19 protein-coding genes and 1 riboswitch are annotated in these 20,161 nt (G+C 73.1%); of the genes, 4 read left to right on the forward strand and 15 right to left on the reverse strand.

Going from position 1 to position 20,161, the window contains the following annotated elements; all coding sequences use genetic code 11:
* Positions 1-31: 31 nt before the first annotated feature.
* Both NOCA_RS15175 and NOCA_RS15180 read left to right on the forward strand, forming a co-directional pair.
* Positions 32-1,576 (forward strand): TldD/PmbA family protein, encoded by a 1,545-nt coding sequence (locus tag NOCA_RS15175; protein ID WP_011756146.1) that lies wholly within the window; start codon positions 32-34, stop codon positions 1,574-1,576.
* Entirely contained in the window at positions 1,576-2,970 is a 1,395-nt protein-coding gene (locus NOCA_RS15180; protein ID WP_011756147.1) for a metallopeptidase TldD-related protein, read from the forward strand. Before NOCA_RS15175 ends, NOCA_RS15180 begins: the two co-directional genes overlap by 1 nt.
* Here the strand turns inward: NOCA_RS15180 and NOCA_RS15185 are convergent.
* Positions 2,939-4,417, reverse strand: a complete 1,479-nt coding sequence (locus NOCA_RS15185) for a CYTH and CHAD domain-containing protein (protein ID WP_011756148.1) — start codon at positions 4,415-4,417, stop codon at positions 2,939-2,941. The genes NOCA_RS15180 and NOCA_RS15185 overlap by 32 nt on opposite strands.
* 8 nt (positions 4,418-4,425) lie before the next feature.
* Positions 4,426-4,776: a hypothetical protein gene (locus NOCA_RS27600; RefSeq protein ID WP_011756149.1), complete on the reverse strand. Its 351-nt coding sequence runs from the start codon at positions 4,774-4,776 to the stop codon at positions 4,426-4,428.
* A 168-nt stretch (positions 4,777-4,944) separates the two neighbouring features.
* Here NOCA_RS27600 and NOCA_RS15195 point away from each other — a divergent pair, with 168 nt between their 5' ends.
* Positions 4,945-5,475, forward strand: coding sequence for a hypothetical protein (locus NOCA_RS15195; protein WP_011756150.1), 531 nt, complete (start codon positions 4,945-4,947; stop codon positions 5,473-5,475).
* A 33-nt stretch (positions 5,476-5,508) separates the two neighbouring features.
* Here NOCA_RS15195 and NOCA_RS15200 read toward each other — a convergent pair whose 3' ends face one another.
* The 13 genes from NOCA_RS15200 to NOCA_RS15260 all read right to left on the reverse strand — a co-directional run bounded on the left by NOCA_RS15200 (position 5,509) and on the right by NOCA_RS15260 (position 18,348).
* Positions 5,509-6,777: a serine hydrolase domain-containing protein gene (locus NOCA_RS15200; RefSeq protein ID WP_049774368.1), complete on the reverse strand. Its 1,269-nt coding sequence runs from the start codon at positions 6,775-6,777 to the stop codon at positions 5,509-5,511.
* A 72-nt stretch (positions 6,778-6,849) separates the two neighbouring features.
* Positions 6,850-9,765 carry an aminomethyl-transferring glycine dehydrogenase gene (gene gcvP / locus NOCA_RS15205; protein WP_011756152.1) on the reverse strand — a complete coding sequence of 972 codons (2,916 nt, stop codon included), beginning with the start codon at positions 9,763-9,765 and terminating at the stop codon, positions 6,850-6,852.
* Positions 9,766-9,833: 68 nt separating this feature from the next.
* Positions 9,834-9,928, reverse strand: a riboswitch (glycine riboswitch).
* A 44-nt stretch (positions 9,929-9,972) separates the two neighbouring features.
* Entirely contained in the window at positions 9,973-10,569 is a 597-nt protein-coding gene (locus NOCA_RS15210) for a MerR family transcriptional regulator (RefSeq protein ID WP_011756153.1), read from the reverse strand.
* A gap of 312 nt (positions 10,570-10,881) precedes the next feature.
* Complete coding sequence (locus tag NOCA_RS15215; protein WP_041546569.1) at positions 10,882-11,358, reverse strand: bifunctional nuclease family protein; 477 nt, start codon at positions 11,356-11,358, stop codon at positions 10,882-10,884.
* A gap of 157 nt (positions 11,359-11,515) precedes the next feature.
* On the reverse strand, positions 11,516-12,256 hold the full coding sequence (gene ftsR, locus NOCA_RS15220; RefSeq protein ID WP_011756155.1) for a transcriptional regulator FtsR: 741 nt from the start codon (positions 12,254-12,256) through the stop codon (positions 11,516-11,518).
* An 8-nt stretch (positions 12,257-12,264) separates the two neighbouring features.
* On the reverse strand, positions 12,265-12,795 hold the full coding sequence (locus tag NOCA_RS15225; protein WP_011756156.1) for an FHA domain-containing protein: 531 nt from the start codon (positions 12,793-12,795) through the stop codon (positions 12,265-12,267).
* Between the two features lie 106 nt (positions 12,796-12,901).
* Entirely contained in the window at positions 12,902-13,288 is a 387-nt protein-coding gene (gcvH, locus tag NOCA_RS15230; protein ID WP_011756157.1) for a glycine cleavage system protein GcvH, read from the reverse strand.
* A gap of 60 nt (positions 13,289-13,348) precedes the next feature.
* On the reverse strand, positions 13,349-14,086 hold the full coding sequence (locus tag NOCA_RS15235) for a DUF881 domain-containing protein (RefSeq protein ID WP_011756158.1): 738 nt from the start codon (positions 14,084-14,086) through the stop codon (positions 13,349-13,351).
* Positions 14,079-14,411 (reverse strand): small basic family protein, encoded by a 333-nt coding sequence (locus NOCA_RS15240; RefSeq protein ID WP_011756159.1) that lies wholly within the window; start codon positions 14,409-14,411, stop codon positions 14,079-14,081. The genes NOCA_RS15235 and NOCA_RS15240 overlap by 8 nt, the downstream gene beginning before the upstream one ends.
* Positions 14,408-15,268: a DUF881 domain-containing protein gene (locus tag NOCA_RS15245; protein ID WP_011756160.1), complete on the reverse strand. Its 861-nt coding sequence runs from the start codon at positions 15,266-15,268 to the stop codon at positions 14,408-14,410. Before NOCA_RS15245 ends, NOCA_RS15240 begins: the two co-directional genes overlap by 4 nt.
* On the reverse strand, positions 15,261-15,863 hold the full coding sequence (locus NOCA_RS15250; RefSeq protein ID WP_011756161.1) for a CDP-alcohol phosphatidyltransferase family protein: 603 nt from the start codon (positions 15,861-15,863) through the stop codon (positions 15,261-15,263). Before NOCA_RS15250 ends, NOCA_RS15245 begins: the two co-directional genes overlap by 8 nt.
* An 83-nt stretch (positions 15,864-15,946) precedes the next feature.
* A complete protein-coding gene (locus NOCA_RS15255) occupies positions 15,947-16,996 on the reverse strand; it encodes a hemolysin family protein (RefSeq protein WP_011756162.1) in 1,050 nt (349 codons plus the stop codon).
* Positions 16,993-18,348: a hemolysin family protein gene (locus NOCA_RS15260; protein WP_011756163.1), complete on the reverse strand. Its 1,356-nt coding sequence runs from the start codon at positions 18,346-18,348 to the stop codon at positions 16,993-16,995. The genes NOCA_RS15255 and NOCA_RS15260 overlap by 4 nt, the downstream gene beginning before the upstream one ends.
* Positions 18,349-18,578: 230 nt before the next feature.
* Here NOCA_RS15260 and NOCA_RS15265 point away from each other — a divergent pair, with 230 nt between their 5' ends.
* Positions 18,579-20,156, forward strand: a complete 1,578-nt coding sequence (locus NOCA_RS15265; RefSeq protein ID WP_049774369.1) for a DUF1800 domain-containing protein — start codon at positions 18,579-18,581, stop codon at positions 20,154-20,156.
* The last annotated feature ends 5 nt before the right edge of the window (positions 20,157-20,161 follow it).

Consider the following 20,161-nt stretch of genomic DNA (forward strand, 5'->3'; position numbering starts at 1 on the left):
GCCGGCCTCGACGTCCGGTAGGTTCGCGGGCATGAGCGGGCCGGTCCTCGATCCATCGTTCACCGCACTCCCCTACCGGTCGCTCGGCGACGCCGCGCTGGCCCGAGCCCAGGCCTTGGGCGCGAGCCACGCGGACTTCCGGTTCGAACGGGTGCGCTACCAGACGCTCCTGGTCCGCGACGGCGCGCTGCAGGGGGCGAACGACACCGAGGACCTCGGGTTCGCGGTCCGGGTCATCCACGGCGGCGCGTGGGGATTCGCGTCCGGCGTGGTCCTCACCGCCGACGAGGCGGTCCAGGTGGCCGAGACCGCGGTCGCCGTCGCCCGGGTGGCGGCGAAGATGACGAGCCGCCCGGTCGAGCTGGCCGACGAGCCCGTGCACGCCGACGCCACCTGGATCTCGTCGTACCTCGTCAACCCGCTCGACGTGCCGGTGCGGGAGAAGGCCGACCTGCTCATCGACTGGACCGACCGGCTGCGCCGCGGTGCGGCCGTCGACCACGCCTCGGCCCACCTGCTGCAGGTCCAGGAGAACAAGTACTACGCGGACCTGGCCGGCACCCGCACGACCCAGCAGCGGGTCCGGCTGCACCCCGGCTTCGAGGCGATGGGCACCGGCGCGGACGCGTTCGACTCGATGGCCAGCATCGCTCCACCCGTCGGCCGCGGCTGGGAGTACCTGGACAAGGGGGCCGGCGGCACCGACAGCTGGGACTGGGACGCCGAGATCGAGGAGGTGCCCGAGCTGCTCGCCGAGAAGCTCAAGGCGCCCAGCGTCGAGGCCGGCGGCTACGACCTGGTGATCCACCCCTCGAACCTGTGGCTGACCATCCACGAGTCGATCGGGCACGCGACCGAGCTGGACCGCGCGCTCGGCTACGAAGCCAACTACGCGGGCACCTCGTTCGCGACACCGGACCTGCTCGGCACGCTGCAGTACGGCTCCCCGGTGATGAACGTGACCGGCGACCGCACGCATCCCCACGGCCTGGCCACGATCGGGTACGACGACGAGGGCGTCGAGACGCAGCGCTGGGACATCGTCCGGGACGGGGTGCTGGTCGGCTACCAGCTGGACCGGGCGATGGGCCGGATGCACCCGGGCCTCGCCGGGCCCGACTTCCCGGGGGGCCGCTCCAACGGCTGCGCGTACGCCGACTCCCCGGGCCACATCCCGATCCAGCGGATGGCGAACGTCTCGCTGCTGCCGGCCGCGGACGGACCGTCCACCGAGGAGCTGATCGGCCGGGTCGAGCGCGGGCTCTACGTCGTGGGCGACAAGTCCTGGAGCATCGACATGCAGCGCTTCAACTTCCAGTTCACCGGGCAGCGCTTCTACAAGATCGCCGAAGGCGAGCTGGTCGGCCAGGTCCGGGACGCGGCGTACCAGGCGACCACCACCGAGTTCTGGGGGTCCATGGAGGCCGTCGGCGGCCCCGAGACCTGGGTCCTCGGCGGTGCGTTCAACTGCGGCAAGGCCCAGCCCGGGCAGGTCGCCAGCGTCAGCCACGGCTGCCCCACCGCACTGTTCCGCGACGTCCGCATCCTCAACACCACCGACGAGGCCGGCCACTGATGAGCATCCCGATCACCCCCCAGTCGTTCGTCGAGCACGCGGTCGCGACGTCGATCGCCGACGACTGCGTCGTGATCGTGCGCGACCGGACCAGCGCCAACCTGCGCTGGGCCAACAACACGCTCACGACCAACGGCGTGATGTCCGGGGTCGACGTCACCGTGATCTCGTTCGTCCGGACCGCCGCGGGCGTGGCGACCGGTTCGATGACCGGGACCGTCACCACGCAGGCCGGCGTGACCGCGCTGGTCGACGCCGCGGACGCCGCGGCCCGGGCGGCTGCTCCGGCCGAGGACGCCAACGACCTGGTCCGCGACGCGGTGTCGCCGGACTGGGACGAGGCCCCGGTGCCGACCGACATCCACGTGTACGACGAGGTCGCGCCCGCCCTCGGCGAGGCGTTCCGCCGGGCCGCCGGCGCGGGCCGGGTGCTCTACGGCTTCGTCAACCACGAGTCGACCACGACGTACCTCGGCTCGACGACCGGCCTGCGGCTGCGCCACGTGCAGCCGACCGGCCACGTCGCCTGCACCGCCAAGAGCGCCGACCTCACCCGCAGCGCCTGGGTCGGCGCCGCCACCCGCGACTTCACCGACGTCGACCCGCTGGCCCTCGACGAGGCGCTGACCCGCCGGCTGGGCTGGGCGGAGCGGCAGGTCGACCTCCCGGCCGGACGCTACGACACGATCCTGCCGCCGACCGCGGTGGCCGACCTGATGATCGACGCCTACTGGTACGCCGGCGCGCGCACCGCCTTCGAGGGCCAGTCGGTCTACAGCCGGCGCGGTGGCGGCACCCGGATCGGCGACCTCGTCGCCCGACCCGGCGTCCACCTCTACTCCGACCCGGCGCAGCCCGGCCTGGAGTGCGAGCCGTTCGCGCTGGCCGCGAGCTCGGACAACGAGTCGTCGGTCTTCGACAACGGCCTGCCGCTGCGGCGCACCGACTGGATCCGCGACGGGCGACTGACGGCGCTGCTGCAGACCCGCCACTCGGCGGCGATGACCGCCCAGCCGGTGACCCCGGCGATCGACAACCTCGTGCTCGCCGTCGACGGCGCCGCGGGCTCGATCGAGGACCTCGTGGCCGGCACCGATCGCGGCCTGCTCCTGACGTGCCTGTGGTACATCCGCGAGGTCGACCCGCAGACGCTGTTGCTGACCGGCCTCACCCGCGACGGCGTCTACCTCGTCGAGGGCGGTGAGATCACCGGCGCGGTCAACAACTTCCGGTTCAACGAGAGCCCCGTCGACCTGCTCAACCGGTTCACGCGCGCCTCGGCGACGCTGCCGGCGTTCAGCCGCGAGTGGGGTGACGACTACTTCTCGCGCACGGCGATGCCGGCGCTGCGGGTGCCGGACTTCAACATGTCCAGCGTCTCGCAGGCGCGCTGAGCCTGTTCCACACGCTCGCGTTCCTCGCATCCAGCTCCGCGGCGCGCCCCTGCTCCCGGGCGTGCAGGCGGCCGTAGGCGAACGTCGGCTCACCGCCCGCCGCGGCCGCATCGGCCAGCCGGCGCAGGTGGACCCGGGTCGCGACCGTGTCCTGGCGCTCCCCGAGGTGGGCGGTCAGGCCCTTGGCGGCAGCGCCCAGCCGCTTCGCCTTCTTCCCGGCGACCGGCTGCACCGCCTCGGCGGCGTACCGCAGCCGCTTCGCGGCCTTCCGTACCTGGTGCAGGGCCACGTCCAGGTCCTCGGCCTCGGCAGCCGCCGCCCAGCGCCGGCGCAGCCGCTTCCAGTCCTTGCGCACCAGCCGGGTCACGACCTCGCGCGCGGGCCGGGCCGCCTCCTCGGTCCAGGGCGGATCGGCGACGAGGTCGTCCAGGACCCGCCGCAGGTCGAGGTAGCGGTCGGACAGCAGCGACGCCGGGACCTCCGGACGTCCGCCGTACGTCGCCTCGACCCGCCGCCCGACCGCGTCGTCGACGAGCTCGGGCGGCTCGTCGGCCAGCAGCGCACCGAGCCGCTGACCGACGACCGTGGCATCGCGTGCGTCGCCGAGGGTCGTGGCCAGCCACCGGATCTCGTCGCGGACCGGGTCGGTGCGCTCGCGGTCGAGCACCGGCCGGAACGTCGCCAGCGCGGAGCGCAGCCGACGGCATGCGATCCGCGCGTGGTGGATCCCCCCGGGCTCCCCGCGCCGGACCTCCACGTCACGGCGGGCCAGGTCGTCGACCTGCGCGGCCAGGTAGGCGTGGGCCAGCCGGGCGACGGGCTTGCCCGGCTTGGGCCGCCGCCGCCGTACCGCCGGAGGCACCCGGTCCCCCAGCACCCGGGCGATCTTCCGGGAGTTCGCCGCCGGTGCCGCGCCGACGCCGGCGAACAGCGCCTCAGCCGCGTCGAGCAGGTCCCCGTCGCCGGTCACCAGCTCGAGCTCCCACTCCCGCCACGACTCGCGGCCGCCGTCCGCGCGGGTGCCGACGACCTCGTCGTCGGCGAGCTCGGCCAGGACGGTCCCCTCGGCGCTCCGCAGGGACCGGGTCGTGCGCCGCGTCTCGATGGTCGCGACCGGCTCCAGGGTGGCGCGTCGGGTCCAGCCGAGCACGATCCGTCCGAGCTCCGCCGGCGGGCTGCCGGTCGCGGAACCGAGCGGCAGATGCACCTCGAGCCGACCCACCCGCGCCGGCAGCTTCAGGTGCCAGCCCTCGTCGGCGCCACCGGCACGCCGGCGCAACGACACCCCGGCCCGTGTCAGGTCGAGGTCCGCGGTGTCGTAGTACTCCGCAACCAGCAGGACCTGGTCCGGCTCCGCGGCGTCCGCGACACCGGTGAGCACCGAGAGGTCGGGCACGACGGCGCCGGCCGGCGGCGCGTAGGTCCGCTCGATCTCGATGTGGGCCACGCCCACCATCATCCCGCGACGCGGCCGACGACGTAGGACAGCAGGTTGACGAGCACGAACGCCGCGGCCAGCGCGGTCGCGAGGTACGCCGGGAGCCGGACCCGGTGCACGTCCTCGTGGCCGGCCCGGGCCGCGAACACCCACGCGACCACCGCAGGCACCGCGAACACCAGCAGCGCCGGTCCGCCCGCGGCCAGCACCGCCCACAACGGCGTGGACTCCGGTCCGCTCGTCGGGTAGCCGTAGAGGGAGACCAGCCCCTCGCCGACGGCGAAGGCCGCGGCGAAGGACAGCGGGTACAGCAGCAACGAGAACCACGCACGGCGGTAGGCCTGGTGCTCGACGACGGACATGCTCATCGCGACCTCCTCGGTCCTTGCTGTCTCCATCGTTGCCGGTGCGTGTGCCGCCCGACAGGGCCGAGGGGCCTTCCCGAAGTGACCGAGGTCGCATGCAACCGGATCGCGAGGTGGGGCGTATCCCCCGTGTCCGAACCACGACCCACCCCTCCGAAGCAAGGAACTCCCATGCGCACCAACTCGCCCGCCTTCGGGCTGATCACCGGCACCCTGGCCGTCGTCGCGACCTCCGGCCTGGTCGGCCTGGCCGCTCCGGCGACCGCGGGCGAGCCGACCACCACCCGTGAGCGCGGGATCGTCATCGAGTGCACCGGCACCATCAAGGGCCGAGACGTCTACACCAGCCTCTACGAGAACGACACCGTCCGGAACACCATCCAGGTCGTCATCGGCGATGACGGCCACCAGGTCGGCGGCAGCCGGGACACGGACCGCGACTTCCGCGACGGCCGCAACGTCCGCGGCGTCCTCAAGGTCGCCGGCAGCCGCGCGGTGGTCGAGGGCACCGCGCGCAAGGTCGGTGACCGGATCGCGGTGCACGAGGAGCACGACGACGCCGGCCAGCACATCACGATCGACGGCTTCCACAAGCGCCTCGCCACCGACCTGACCCTGAGCTGGAAGGGTGCGAGTGCACCGCTGGAGTGCGGCCCGGCGTTCGTCTACGACCTGCAGGTCACCAAGGAGTCCACGGTCTGACCGTCGGCCCGAGACAGCGGCACAGCAGCGGCACTAGCGACCCGGAGCGCCCCCAGGGATGGGGGCCTCCGGGTCGTAGGGCTCCCGCGTGTAGACGAAGGTCGCGGCCTCCAGGTAGCGGATCGACCCATCGGATCGACGCACGACCCGCAGCTCCTCGCCGGCGTGGTAGCCGGACAGCCCGACCACCCGGCCGGCGCGCAGGCCGAACCGGTAGGCCTCGACGCCGTTGCGCAGTGCCACCAGCTCGCTGCCGGCCATCGTGAACACCACCGGCGTGTTGCCCCAGTGCCAGACGCCCGGGACGCCGGCGAGCTCGGCCGGGACGCTCTCGGCGGGCCGCCACGGCTCGGGCAGGGACGGTTCGCAGCGCTCGAGCTCCTCCAGGAGCCCGATCACGGCCTCGGCCGGCGAGAACCCGGTCGTCGCGTTCGCGAGGACGACGCCACCGGTGCGCCGCCGCCGGTCGACCAGGCAGGTCGCGAGGAAACCGGGCATCGAGCCGGTGTGCCCGGCCAGCGTGCCCGAGCCGCCCGCGAACAGCTGGAAGCCGAGCCCGTGCGCCGAACGCAGCCCGTCCTCCGGGCTGCCGGCCTGGGGCGCGAAGGCCCGGTCGAGCTCGGCGACGGAGAGCACGTCGGGGTGGCCGCCGGCCAGGAACGCGGCGTACGTCGCGAGGTCGGTGACCGTCGCCCACACCTGCCCGGCCGGGGCCATCGCGCCGTTGTCGGTGGCCGGCTCGGCCAGCAGCGTGGCGTCGTAGGGATGGACCGACCAGCCCTGCGCCGCGGCGCCCTCGGGGAGGTACGACGTGCGCGCCATCCCCAGCGGCGCCAGGATCCGGTCGCGGACGGCGTCCCACCAGGTGGTCCCGAGCGCCCGGGCGGCGACCTCGCCGAGGACGGCGTAGCCCAGGTTGGAGTAGTGGAACCGCTCGTGGACCCCGAACACCGCGCCGGACCCGTCGTTGGCGGCCATCAGCTCGGCGAACGAGGATCCCGGCGTGCGCTCCCACCACGAGCCCACCGGCTCGGACTGCATCCCGGAGCCGTGCGCGAGCAGGGTGCGCAGCGTGCGGTCGGCATACGGGTGGCCGGCGTTCTCGTCGAGCACCGCCGACGCGGGCTCGTCCAGGCCGAGCCGGCCGTCGCGGACCAGCTGGAGGACGAGCACGGCGGTCATCGTCTTGGTGATCGACCCGATCCGGTACTGCACGTCCGCCGGGTCGTGATCCGGGACCGCGGGGCCGCCGTACGAGCCGAACCACACCGGCTCGCCGTCGCGCACCAACCCGGCCACCACCGACGGCAGCCGCCCGGTCGACTGCCCGCGCGAGGCGCGCCAGCAGCCGTCGGGCCGTCGCGTCGGTGACCGTCACTCGGCGAAGGCTTCCACAGGCGGGCAGGAGCAGACCAGGTGCCGGTCGCCGTACGCCTGGTCGATCCGCGCCACCGGCGGCCAGTACTTGTCGGCCACGCCGTTGGGGCCGGTGAGGCCGGTCGGGAAGACCGCGAGCTCACGGGAGTACGGACGGTCCCACTCGCCGACGAGCGCGCGCGAGGTGTGCGGCGCCCCGCGCAGCGGCGAGTCCTCGGGGGTCCACTCCCCCGCGCCGACCCGGTCGATCTCGCCGCGGATCGCGATCATCGCGTCGATGAACCGGTCGATCTCGCCGAGGTCCTCGGACTCCGTCGGCTCGACCATCAGCGTGCCGGCGACCGGGAAGGACATCGTCGGGGCGTGGAAGCCGTAGTCGATCAGCCGCTTGGCGACGTCGTCGACGGTGACGCCGCTCTCCTTCGTCAGGCCGCGCAGGTCCAGGATGCACTCGTGCGCGACCAGCCCGCCGTGGCCGCGGTAGAGCACCGGGTAGTGCTCGCCGAGCCGGGCGGCGACGTAGTTCGCCGACAGCACGGCGGCCGCGGTGGCCCGGGTCAGGCCGGCCGCGCCCATCAGCCGGATGTAGGCCCACGAGATCGGCAGGATCCCCGCCGAGCCGTACGGCGCGGCGCTGACCGGGCCGATGCCGGTGCGCTTGGTCTCGTCCGGGTGCATCCCGTGCGAGGGCAGGTACGGCGCCAGGTGGGCGCGCACCGCGACCGGCCCCACCCCGGGACCGCCGCCGCCGTGCGGGATGCAGAAGGTCTTGTGCAGGTTCAGGTGCGAGACGTCGCCGCCGAACTCGCCGGGCTTGGCGTAGCCCAGCAGGGCGTTCAGGTTCGCGCCGTCGACGTACACCTGCCCGCCGTGGGCGTGCACGATCTCGCACAGCTCCGTGATGGTCTCCTCGTACGCGCCGTGCGTCGACGGGTAGGTCACCATGATCGCCGCGAGGTCGTCCGCGTGGGCGGCACACTGAGCGCGCAGGTCGTCGAGGTCGACCTCGCCGCCCGGCCCCGACTTCACGACCACGACCCGCATCCCCGCGAGCACCGCCGAGGCGGCGTTCGTGCCGTGCGCGGAGGACGGGATCAGCACCACGTTGCGGGCCTCGTCGCCGTTGGCACGGTGGTAGCCGCGGATCGCGAGCAGGCCGGCGAGCTCGCCCTGGGAGCCGGCGTTCGGCTGGATCGAGACGGAGTCGTAGCCGGTGACCTCCGCGAGCCAGCCCTCGAGCTCGGTGACCAGCTGCCGGTAGCCCTGGGCGTCCTCGGCGGGCGCGAACGGGTGCAGGTCGGCGAACCCGGGCAGCGAGATCGGCTCCATCTCGGTGGTGGCGTTGAGCTTCATCGTGCAGGAGCCGAGCGGGATCATGCCACGATCCAGCGCGTAGTCGCGCGCCGAGAGCCGGCGCAGGTAGCGCAGCATCGCGGTCTCGCTGTGATAGCTGGTGAACACCTCGTGGGTCAGGTACGGCGTGGTCCGGCGCAGGGCCTCCGGCAGGGCGTCGCCGGTCGCGGCGTCCACCGCGTCCAGGTCGACCGAGCCGTCGGCCGGGCCGGTCGCCAGGCCGAACGCCTTGAGCACGCTGGCGACCGTGGACCGGGTCGTGCACTCGGAGGTGCTGATGCCCACGTGGTCGGCGTCGACCAGCCGCAGCTGCACGCCGAGCGCCCGGGCCGCTGCGACGACCGCGGCGGCCCGGCCGGTCGCCTGCACGACGAGGGTGTCGAAGTAGCTCTCGTGGCGTACCGGGAACCCGCCCTGGCCGAGCGCCGCGGCGAGGACCGCGGCGTAGCGGTGCGCGCGGGTCGCGATCGCGCGCAGGCCCTCCGGCCCGTGGTAGACGGCGTACATCGACGCCACCACCGCGAGCAGCACCTGGGCGGTGCAGATGTTGGAGGTCGCCTTGTCCCGGCGGATGTGCTGCTCGCGGGTCTGGAGGGCGAGCCGGTACGCCGGGCGCCCCTCGGCGTCCACCGAGACGCCGACCAGGCGGCCGGGCAGGTGCCGCTCCAGGCCGGCGGCCACCGACATGAACCCGGCATGCGGGCCGCCGTAGAACAGCGGGACGCCGAACCGCTGGCTCGAGCCGACCACCACGTCGGCCCCGAGCTCGCCGGGCGACTCGAGCAGGGTGAGGGCGAGCAGGTCGGCGGCCACGACGGCGAGCGCATCCTGCTCGTGGGCCTGCTCGATCACGCGCCTGGGGTCCAGCACCCGGCCGGACGCGCCGGGGTACTGCACGAGCACGCCGCACAGCCCGCCCTCGAGCACGTCCGCCGGCAGGCCGTCGGTCAGGTCGGCGACCACGACGTCGATGCCCAGCCCCGCGGCGCGGGTGCGGACCACCTCGATGGACTGTGGCAGCGCGTCGGCGTCGACCACGAACGGCCCGACAGCGTTCCGATGGGCGCGGCGCACCAGCGTCATCGCCTCCGCCGCGGCCGTGCCCTCGTCGAGCAGCGAGGCGTTGGCGATCGGCAGCCCGGTGAGGTCGCCGACGACGGTCTGGAAGTTCAGCAGCGCCTCGAGCCGGCCCTGGGAGATCTCGGGCTGGTAGGGGGTGTAGGCGGTGTACCAGCTCGGGTCCTCGAGCACGTTGCGCCGGATCACCGGCGGGGTCGTCGTGGCGTGGTAGCCGAGCCCGATCATCGCCTCCCCCGGACGGTTGGCCTGGGCGATCGCCCGCAGCTCGCGCGCCGTGGCCTCCTCGCTCAGCGGGGCCGGCAGGTCCAGCTCGTCGGCGGCCCGGATGCCGCCGGGCACCGCCGCGGCCATCAGCGCGTCGAGCGAGTCGAAGCCGAGCCGGGCGAGCATCGTCTCGACGTCGCCGGGGCGCAGCCCGATGTGGCGGTCGACGAACGGCAGCGCGTCGTCGAGGTCGGCGAGAGGGTGGTGGTCTGACATGGGGGCTCCTCGAAGGGCGTTCGGGTGCCTCCCCCTCTGTCGCGCCGCCGGGTGGTGCTCCAGAGTGCCTGACCCGCACGGTCCTGAGGCCTGAGAGGTTCCGGGGAGGAATTGCCCCTTCGGCGCCCCGGGCCGGGCCCGGGGACTCTCCCGTGCGGGAGTGTCAGCGCACCCAATCTACCAAGTCGGTGGCCGAGATGCCGCCAGTCAGCCGGTCTTGCGGGCGGCGCGCCGGGCGGCGAGCTCGTCGCCGGGCGACGGCGCGGCCTCGGGCTCGGCGGTGCGCTCGCTGGGCAGCTCGGCGAGGGTCCCCTCGATCTCCTGCCAGACGCCGCCGATCGCGATGCCGAAGACGCCCTGGCCGCCCTGGAGCAGGTCGATGATCTCGTCGTTGCTGGTGCACTCGTAGACCGAGACGCCGTCGCTCATCAGCGTGACCCGGGTCAGGTCGTCGGTGCCCCGCTCGCGCAGGTGCTGGACCGCGGTGCGGATCTGCTGCAGCGAGATGCCCGCGTCGAGCAGCCGCTTGACGACCTTGAGCAGCAAGATGTCCTGGAAGGAGTAGAGCCGCTGGGAGCCCGAGCCCTTGGCGCCGCGCACGGTGGGCTCGATCAGGCCGGTGCGGGCCCAGTAGTCGAGCTGACGGTAGGAGATGCCGGCGGCGTTGCACGCGGTCGGGCCGCGGTAGCCGGTGTCGCTGGGCAGCGGGGAGACGTCGTCGGTGAAGAGGAGGCCCTGCTCCTCGGCCGCGTGGGCGGCGCGCTGCACCTCGGCGTGGTCCGACTGCTGCTCGTTCTCGTTCACACGGTCCTCCGTGGCTACTCCGTTGTGCGTAACCCCCGGGGGAAGGTGCCGCGCGACCCGATGTGCGGGGCACCACAGCGTGGAAGTTACAACAGAGACACTTCAAGGTAGGCCCCCGCCGGAGACCCGTCAAAGACGCCGGCGGCGTGTCGCGACCCTCAACCTCTGGTTGAGGGTGAGGGATCCGGTGGCGATCCCGGTTGTCGTTTGGTCACCAACTGCAATGGGCAGCGCCGGATCTCTGCTGTTGGGGACCAAACGACAGTGGTTCGACCCGACGGCAACGCCGCCAGGTGCGCGCCATCGGTGCGCTCAGGGCTCGGTCGGGGCGTCGAAGTCCTCGGGGGTGACCTGGTCGAGGAACTCGCGGAACTTCTCGACCTCGTCCTCCTGCTCGGCGGGTACGGCGAGGCCGGCCTCGTCGAGCACCTCCTCCGCGCAGACGATCCGGGTGCCGGTGCGCAGCGCGAGCGCGATCGAGTCCGACGGGCGCGCACTGACCTCGGCCCCGGAGCCGAACACGAGGGTCGCGAAGAACACCCCGTCCTTGACGTCGGTGATCTGCACCTCGGTCAGCTCGTTGCCGGTGGCCTCGAGCACGTCCTTCATCAGGTCGTGCGTCAGCGGCCGGGGCGGGACCACTCCCTGCTGGGCGAAGGCGATCGCCGTCGCCTCCACCGCACCGATCCAGATGGGGAGGTAGCGCTCGCCCGAGACCTCGCGCAGCAGCACGATCGGCTGGTTCGAGGGCATCTCCACCCTGACTCCCATGACATCGACTTCGCGCACCACTCCACAGTACCCCCGGCGCGACAGCCGACCCGATGGCTCGGGGGCCCGCACCCGCCGTACTTCTCGGCCAAAACCGGAACTTCTCGGCCGAAGTTTCGGGCCAACAGTTCCGGTTTCCCCGGGTACCCGGGGAAACCGACCCCCCACCCCACCCTCAGGTGGAGCGCAGCCCGCTCTTCACCAAGGTGGCGTGCAGGCGGACCGAGAGGGCGGCGATCTCGCTGACGGTCTCCTCGGCGCGCGCGGCGGCCGCGGCGTCGCGGCCTCGCTTCTGGGGGGCGACGACCTGCTCGACCAGGCCCACCTCGCGGTCGGCGGCGGTCTTGAAGGCGCGCAGGTGCCGGGGCTCGAAGCCGAAGTCGGCCAGCTCCCGCGCGGTCTGCGCGATGACCAGCGCGTCGGTGTCGTAGTGGCCGGTGCCGCGGTGCGCGGCGATCAGCCCGAACTGCTCGAGCTGGTCGAGCAGGTCGTCGGTGATCTCGGCGATCTTCACCAGCTCGCGCCGCGAGAGCCGCACGTTGTCCCGGCGGGTGAACGAGGCCGGGCTGGGCAGGCCGTCGGCGGCGAGGGCGACCCGCGGCACCGTCGGCACCACGGGGTCGATCGGCGGCGGCTCCAGGCCGCGGTCGATCGCGTCCAGGTGCTCGCCGATCACCTTCAGCGGCAGGTAGTGGTCGCGCTGCATCCGCAGCACGTAGCGCAGCCGCTCGACGTCGGCGTGGGAGAACTTCCGGTACCCGGCCGGCGTCCGCTCGGGCTTGATCAGGCCCTTGTCCTCGAGGAAGCGGATCTTCGGGATGGTGATGCCGGGGAAGTCGGGGCGCAGCTGGTCGAGGACCTGCCCGATGTTCATCCGCGCCCGCGCGGCCGAGGACGCCCCCGAGGCGGTGGACACGGCCCGGGTCACCTGGCCGCGTGCCCGGAGAAGAACACCAGGCGGTACTTGCCGATCTGGACCTCGTCGCCGTCGGTCAGCTGGACCCGGTCGATCCGGTCGCGGTTGACGTAGGTGCCGTTGAGGCTCCCGACGTCGCTCACCGTGAACGACTCGCCGGACCGGTGGAACTCGGCGTGCCGGCGGGAGACGGTGACGTCGTCCAGGAAGATCTCGCTGTCGGGATGCCGGCCGGCGTTGACGACGTCGGCGTCCAGCAGGAAGCGGCTGCCGGCCCCCGGGCCGCGCTGCACCACCAGCAGCGCATGGCCGGCCGGGAGCGCGTCCACGGCGGCCGCGTCGACCGCGTTGAGCTGGCGGTCGGAGGTCTCGACCTTGTCCGCGCCGAGCCCGATCGCGATCGTCGCGGTCGACTCCCCCGACGGCTCGTTGGTCGCAGCAGGGGTCGCGGGCGCCGCCGTCACCAGGCGGGTGCCGCACTGGGAGCAGAAGCGCGCGTCGTCGGGGTTCTGCGTGCCACACGCTGTGCAGAACGGCATCGGTCTGTCCTTCGGTCGGGGGCAAACCCTCAAGGCCGGGTTGAGGTTGACGGTTGGGACCGAACCTATCAGCCCGGCCTGCCCGATCAAGCCCGATCGGGACCGGTCAGGCGTCGAGCGAGGCCTGGTACGCCGTGGCGTCCAGCAGCCCGTCCAGCCCGGCGCGGTCGCTCGGGACCACCTCGAAGAGCCAGCCGCCGCCGTACGGGTCGTTGTTCACCAGCTCCGGCGTCGCGTCCAGCGCGTCGTTGCGGGCCACCACCTCGCCGGAGACCGGCGCGTAGACGTCGCTCACCGACTTGGTGGACTCCAGCTCACCGCAGGTGCTGCCGGCCTCGACGGTCGACCCGAGCTCCGGGAGGGAGACGTAGACGATGTCGCCCAGGGCGTCCTGCGCGTAGTGGGTGATCCCGATCCGGACCGAGCCCTCGTGCTCCCCGGGCTCGCGGACCCACTCGTGCTCGGTCGTGTACTTCAAGTCGTCGGGGTACAAGGCGTCTCCTCGGGTGGATCGGTGCCGGGATCGGGCGCCCCGGGCGCCCTTGCGGTGAGGCTACTGCGCCCCGTCGGGTTCGGCGTACTCCGGTCTGGCGGGTTTGACCACACTCTCGATGTCGAGGGAGGCGAGCTCGTCGACGACCACGCTCGCACCGTCGTCCTCGAAGAGGTCCCGCGGCCCGTCGGGGAAGTCGATGCCCGAGCTCGCAAGGGTGTGCGGCTCGCCGATCACGTCGATGACGTACGGCGAGGTGACCACCTGCCCCCCGACCAGGAGCCCTCCGGGGACGTCCTCGACGGCGGTGTCGGCGACCACCCGAACCTGGCCGTTGACCTGGATCGCCTCGGCGCCGGCGGTGCGCAGCTCCTGCAGGCTGTCGACCAGGGTCTGCACCTGCACGGTGCCGGTCTCCTCGGTCACGGTCACCCGGATGCCGGGACCGGTCACCGGGACCAGCCCGGCGAGGATCGAGAGCGTGTCGGCCTCCTGCTGCGCCTGGGCGAGGGCCGCCTCGCGCGAGCCGGTGTCGGAGAGCAGGTCGTCGCGGGTGCGCTGCAGCCGGGCGATCTCGGCCTCGGCGCGCTGGCTGGTGCCGGCCAGGCCGTTGAGCACGTCGATCAGGTCCTGCTCGCGCAGGCTGCCGTAGGTGTTGTCGACCTCGTTGAACCGGACCTGGGTGACGGCGGCGTAGCCGAGCACCGCGAGCAGCACCGCGACCACGGCCTGGCTGCGGCTGGGCCGGATCAGGGCGCGGAGCAGCCGGTCCCGCCCGGTCTGCTGCTCCTCAGGCATGGAACAGGTGCCTTCGGATCGCCGCGACGTTGGAGAAGATCCGGATCCCGAGCACGACGATCACGCCGGTCGACAGCTGGCCGCCGACGCCCAGCTTGTCGCCGAGGTAGACGATCGCGGCCGCGATGACCACGTTGCTGACGAAGGAGACCACGAACACCTTGTCGTCGAAGATCCCGTCCAGGTAGGCCCGGAGGGCGCCGAAGACGGCGTCCAGCGCGGCCACGACGGCGATCGGCAGGTAGGGCTCGAGGCCCGCGGGGACGTCCGGCTGGAAGACCACGCCCAGCACGATCCCGACCAGCAGCCCGAGTGCGGCGATCACGGTGGGGTGTCCTTCCGACGCTTGACGAGGTTCTCCTTGGCGGTGCCCTCGACGGCCCAGTCCAGCTGGATCAGTCGCTGCGGGGCCGCCGGGAGGGAGAGCCGATCCACATTGTCCATGTTCCAGGGGAAGCCGAGCTGGGCGGCCGTGTCGCGGAACGTCAGGCCGCTCGTCGTCTCCATCAGGTCGGCCTGGAGGGTGCGCGGGTCACCGATGGCGAGCACGACGTACGGCGGCGACAGCGGGCGGAAGTTCACGTGGATCGCGGCGCCCGAGTTGCGGATCGGCGTCCGTGCGGTGAGCCGCTGGCCGTTGATCGAGATCGCCTCGGCCCCGGCGTTCCACAGCCCGTCGACCAGCGGACGCAGGTCCCGGTCGCGGACCGTGAAGTGGTCGCCGTCGTCGACCGTGACGCGCACGCCCGGGCCGGTGACGGCGCCGAAGCCGGTGACCGCTCCGAGCCGCTGCACCCGGGCCTGTGCACCCTGCGCGGCGGCGGTGACGTCGTCGAGGTTGTCCTGCAGCGAGACGTCGAGCTCGCGGAGGTCGACGATGCGCTCCTGGAGGGCGGCCAGGTCGGCCCGGCCGCGGTCGATGTTCGCGATCAGCGACGCCCGGCTGGCGCTCTGCACCCCGGCCCGCTGGGAGTTCTGCACGGCGGCGACCGTCACCAGCAGGCCGAAGACCGCGACCACCACGGTCGCGGTTCCCAGGCGGCGCCGCCCGGTCGGCGTGCTCCCCTGCTCGGCGCGGCGCTCCGCGACGTGGCGGTAGTCCTCGTCGAGGGACTGCTGGGTGATCAGCGTCAGCAGCGGCGTGCTGACCCGGTCGGCCGTCGTGGTCCGGGAGTCAGGCATCGGGGACCGCCGCCGTCCGCCTCTCGGTGGTGGCCAGCAGGGTGCGCACCTGCCAGGCGTAGAGGATGCCGGCCCACCAGTAGAGCCCGATCCCCCACAGGGCGAACGCCCAGCCGAACACGTTCGCGAGGGTCGCGACCGTCCCGTCGCCGTCACCGAGCAGCAGCAGCGGGAAGGCGTAGAGCAGGTTGAAGGTCGCGGCCTTGCCCAGGAAGTGCACCGGCAGCGCGCTGTAGCCACGGGTCCGCAGCAGCGGCACCAGCCCCCAGAGCAGGAGGTCGCGCAGCGGCAGCGAGAGCGCCGCCCACCAGGGGATCACGTCGCGCAGCGCGAGGCCCACGACGACGGCCAGGATGTAGAGCCGGTCGGCGACCGGGTCCAGCACCTGGCCCAGCGTCGAGGTCTGCCCCAGCCGGCGCGCGAGGTAGCCGTCGAGGAAGTCGGTGATGCCGGAGACCGCCAGCAGCGCCAGTGCCCAGCCGTCCGCCTCCGGGCCCAGCACCAGCCAGAGGAAGACCGGGACGCCCGCCAGCCGGATCATGCTGAGCAGGTTGGGAAGCGTCCACACGCGGTTGCGCGTCGAGTCGTCCGCCACTGCTCGCCTGTCTGCTCTCCCGGGGTGTGCTGCCGCGCCAAGCCTATCGGCCGGGACCCCGGATCGGTGGCAGCCGCTCCCGGTCAGAGGTGGTCCTCCAGGTGCGCGGCGTCGCGGATCTCGCCCACGAGCTCCTCGATGACGTCCTCGAGGGTGGCCAGCCCGAGGGTCCGCCCGCCGCCGTCGACCACCCGCGCCATGTGCGCGCCCCGGCGCTGCAGGGTCTCGAGGGCACCGTGCAGCGGCTCGTCGGCGCTGACCGGGGCGAACGGCCGGATCCACTTGTCCTCGACCGGCCGGGCCCGGCGGGCCTCGTCCGGCTCGAGGACGTCCTTGATGTGCAGGTAGCCGAGCAGCCCGCCGTCCTCCCCCACGACCGGGAACCGGCTGAAGCCGGTCGACGCGCACAGCGCCTCGACCTCGGCGCCGGTCGAGCCCCGCGGCACCGTGGTGAGCGAGTCCGGCGGCATCAGGACGGCACCGACGGTCTTCTCGGTGAACCCCAGCGCCCCGGCGAGGCGGTCGTACTCGTCGGCCTCGAGGAGGCCCTCGCCGCGTGACTGCTCGACCAGCGCGGCGACCTCCTCGCGGGTGTACGTCGAGCTCACCTCGCTGGTCAGCCGGGCACCCATCAGGCGCAGCACCCCGGCCGCGATCGCGTTGATGACCACGACGACCGGCCGGAGCACGGTCACGATCCCCCAGATCGGCGGGCCCAGCACGAGCGCGGCCCGGTCCGGCCCCGCCAGGGCGATGTTCTTCGGGATCATCTCCCCCAGCACCACGTGCAGGTAGACGACCAGCGACAGGGCGAGCACGAACGACACCGGGTGCACGAAGCCCTCCGGCACGTTCACCGCGTGCAGGACCGGCTCCACGAGGTGGGCGACCGCGGGCTCGCCGACCGCACCGAGCACCAGCGAGCAGACGGTGATGCCGAGCTGGTTGACGCCGATCACCAGGGAGATGTTCTCCATCGCCTTGATCGTGGTCCGCGCCATCCGCGAGCCCGCCTCGGCGCGCGGCTCGAGCTGCGTGCGGCGCGCGGAGACCAACGCGAACTCCGCGCCCACGAAGAACGCGTTGCCGAGCAGGAGGAAGACGGCGAGCACGATGGCGGTCAGGCTGTTCACGACTCCGCCCCCCCGATCGGGGTGTCGAGGAGCCGCAGCGTCAGCCGGTCGATCCGCAGCCCGTCCATCCGCTCCACGGTGAGGACGGCGAGCTGCTCGCGCGGCTCGTCGGGGTCGGAGCGGTCGGGGACGCTCACCTCCGCGAGGTCGCCGACCCGGGGCACCCGGCCGAGCACCCGGAGGACCAGCCCCGCGATCGTGTCGTAGTCCTCGTGGTCGGGCAGCAGGACGCCGGTGATGTCCTCGACCTCGTCGGGGCGCAGCAGGCCGGAGAGCGACCAGGTCCCGTCCCGCTGCAGCCGTGCGTTGGCGCTGAGCCGGTCGTGCTCGTCGGCGATGTCCCCGACGATCTCCTCGACGACGTCCTCCAGGGTCACGATGCCTGCGAAGCCGCCGTACTCGTCCATCACGACCGCGAGCTGGAAGCCGTCCCCGCGCAGCAGCGCCAGCAGCGGGTCGAGGCGCAGCGAGTCGGGGACCACGATCGGCTTGGCCATCAGGTGCTTGACCTTCGTGGTCGCGCGCTCGTAGACGGGCAGGGCGACGGCGTTCTTGACGTGCACCGTGCCGACGACGTTCTCGTCGGCGTCCAGGACCGGGAACCGCGAGTGCCCGGTCTCCCGGGTCAGCTCGATGACCACGTTGGCCCGGTCGTTCGCCTCCAGGCTGCTCGAGCGCACCCGCGGCGTCATGATCTCGCCCGCGGTGCGGGCGCCGAACTCGACCGAGCGCTCCATCAGCTCGGCGGTCTCCAGGTCGAGCGTGCCGAGGTCGGCCGAGCGCTGGATCAGCGAGGCGAGCTCCGTGGAGCTGCGCGCCGAGCGCAGCTCCTCCTGGGGCTCGATGCCGAGCCGGCGTACGACGGCGTTGGCCGAGCCGTTGAGCACCCGGATGGGACCGCGCGCCAGCGCCGTGAACCCGCGTTGGAAGCGCTGGGTCGCCCGGGCCACGGCCATCGGCTTGGCGAGCGCCAGGTTCTTGGGCACCAGCTCGCCGAAGATCATCGTGAGGATCGTGCCGAGCGTCAGGCCGACCGCGATCGCCGTCGGCGTGATCGCACGCTCCGGCGTGCCGAGGCCGCGCAGGGGCCCGTCGATCAGGTCCGAGATCGCCGGCTCGGCGAGGTAGCCGATGGCGAGGTTGGTGATGGTGATGCCGACCTGGGCTCCGGAGAGCTGGGTGGACAGCGTGCGCAACGCGGCCTGCACGCCACCCGCGCCGGTGTCCCCCGCCGCGGCGGCGCGCTCGACCTGGCTGCGGTCGACGGTGACGAAGGAGAACTCGGCCGCGACGAACACGCCGCAGGCGACGATGAGGAGCAGCGCCGCCGCCAGCAGCAGCCAGGCGGTCATCGGCACGCTCCCCGGACGTGGCCCGGGTCAGGCGGGCGGCGGCTCCCCCTGGCTCCGGCGCTGAGTCCGGTCAGAGGGAGCCGGGGACTTTGGGAGCCGTCCATGAGCTGGGCGTCGAGTCCTCACTGGTATCGGGTTCCGGTGCCCCCGCACTCTACCGGCGCGGCCCCGACCGCGACATTCCCCGAAGCTTCCCGCCGCAGCGGGTTCGCACCGTAGCCTGGTCGCCCATGTCTCGGACCGTGCCCTCGCCGTCTCGCCGCGCCCTCGTCTCGGGCGCGGCGTCCGGCGCCGCCGCCGGCGCCGTCCTCGCCGGAGCGGGCGCCGCGCACGCCGGCTCGGCGTACGCCCCCGCCCGCTACCGGGGCCATCGCCTGCTCGGCGCGCAGGCCCGGCACCTGGTCGGGCGGTTCTCGTACGGCGTCACCCCGGCGCTCGCCGCCCAGGTGCGCGCCGCCGGCGGCGCCCGGTCCTGGTTCGACGCCCAGCTCGACCCGGGCTCCGTGGCCGATCCCGGCACCGACGGCGTCCGGGACTGGTGGCCGAGCCTGTCGCGGGGTGCCACCGAGCTGTGGCAGCGCCAGCGCGACGAGGTCGAGGGCGTCTGGGAGGTGATGTTCGACTACCAGCGCTGGGTGCTGGTGCGGCGGATGCGTTCGCGCCGCCAGCTGCTCGAGGTGATGACCGAGTTCTGGGAGAACCACTTCAACGTCCCGGTCAACGGCGACGCCCAGGGCCTCTGGCGCACGCAGTACGGCGACGCGATCCGGGCCGCGGCGCTCGGCCGCTTCGAGGACCTGCTGCAGGCGACGATCACCCACCCGGCGATGCTGATCAGTCTCGACAACGTCGACTCGGCGAAGGCGCACCCGAACGAGAACCTCGGCCGCGAGCTCCTCGAGCTGCACACGGTCGGGCGCGGCGCCTACGACGAGGACGACGTCAAGGGGTCGGCGCGGATCCTCACGGGGTGGAGCGTCGACATGTGGAACACCTTCCAGCCGGTCTACCGCCGCAAGTGGCACGCGACCGGCCCGGTCCAGGTCATCGACTTCAGCCACCCGAACGCCGACCCAGACGGCCGCGCGGTCACCGAGGCCTACCTCCGCTACCTCGCCCGCCACCCCGCCACTGCGCGGCGGCTGGCCCGCAAGCTCGCCGTGAAGTTCGTCAGCGACCGCCCGCCGGAGGCGCTGGTCGAGCAGCTCGCCCAGGTCTACCTGGACCACGACACCGCGATCGCGCCGGTGCTCCGCGCCCTGGTCGCCTCGGCCGCGTTCACCGGTGCCGTCGGCGCCAAGGTGCGCGACCCGGGCGAGGACCTGGTCGCGTCGTACCGGGCGCTGGACGTCCGGCTCGCGGCACCGCCGGACGGCGACGGCGGCGACCGGTACGCCGCCAACGCGCTGCTCTGGCAGGTCGACGGGATCGGCACCAAGCCCTTCGACTGGCCCCGGCCCGACGGCCAGCCGATCGACAACGAGGCGTGGGCCTCGCCGTCCCGGCTGCTGGCGTCGATGGACGTGCACCTGAGCCTGGCCGGACGGTGGTGGCCGACCCAGGGCGCGGCGTACCACCCGCCGGCGTGGTGGGTGCCGAGGTTCCCGATCCGCTTCGACCTGCTGGTCGACCACCTCTCGCAGGTGCTCCTGCACCGCCGCTCGACCGCCCAGCTGCTGGAGGCCTGCTGCCTGGCCGTCGACGTCGGCCCGCGGGAGCGGATCACACGCGACCACGGCCTCGTGCAATGGAACATGCCGCGGCTGCTCACGACGTTCCTCGACTCCCCCGCCTTCCTCACCCGGTGACCGCC

Source organism: Nocardioides sp. JS614, assembly GCF_000015265.1.
Classification (GTDB): domain Bacteria; phylum Actinomycetota; class Actinomycetes; order Propionibacteriales; family Nocardioidaceae; genus Nocardioides.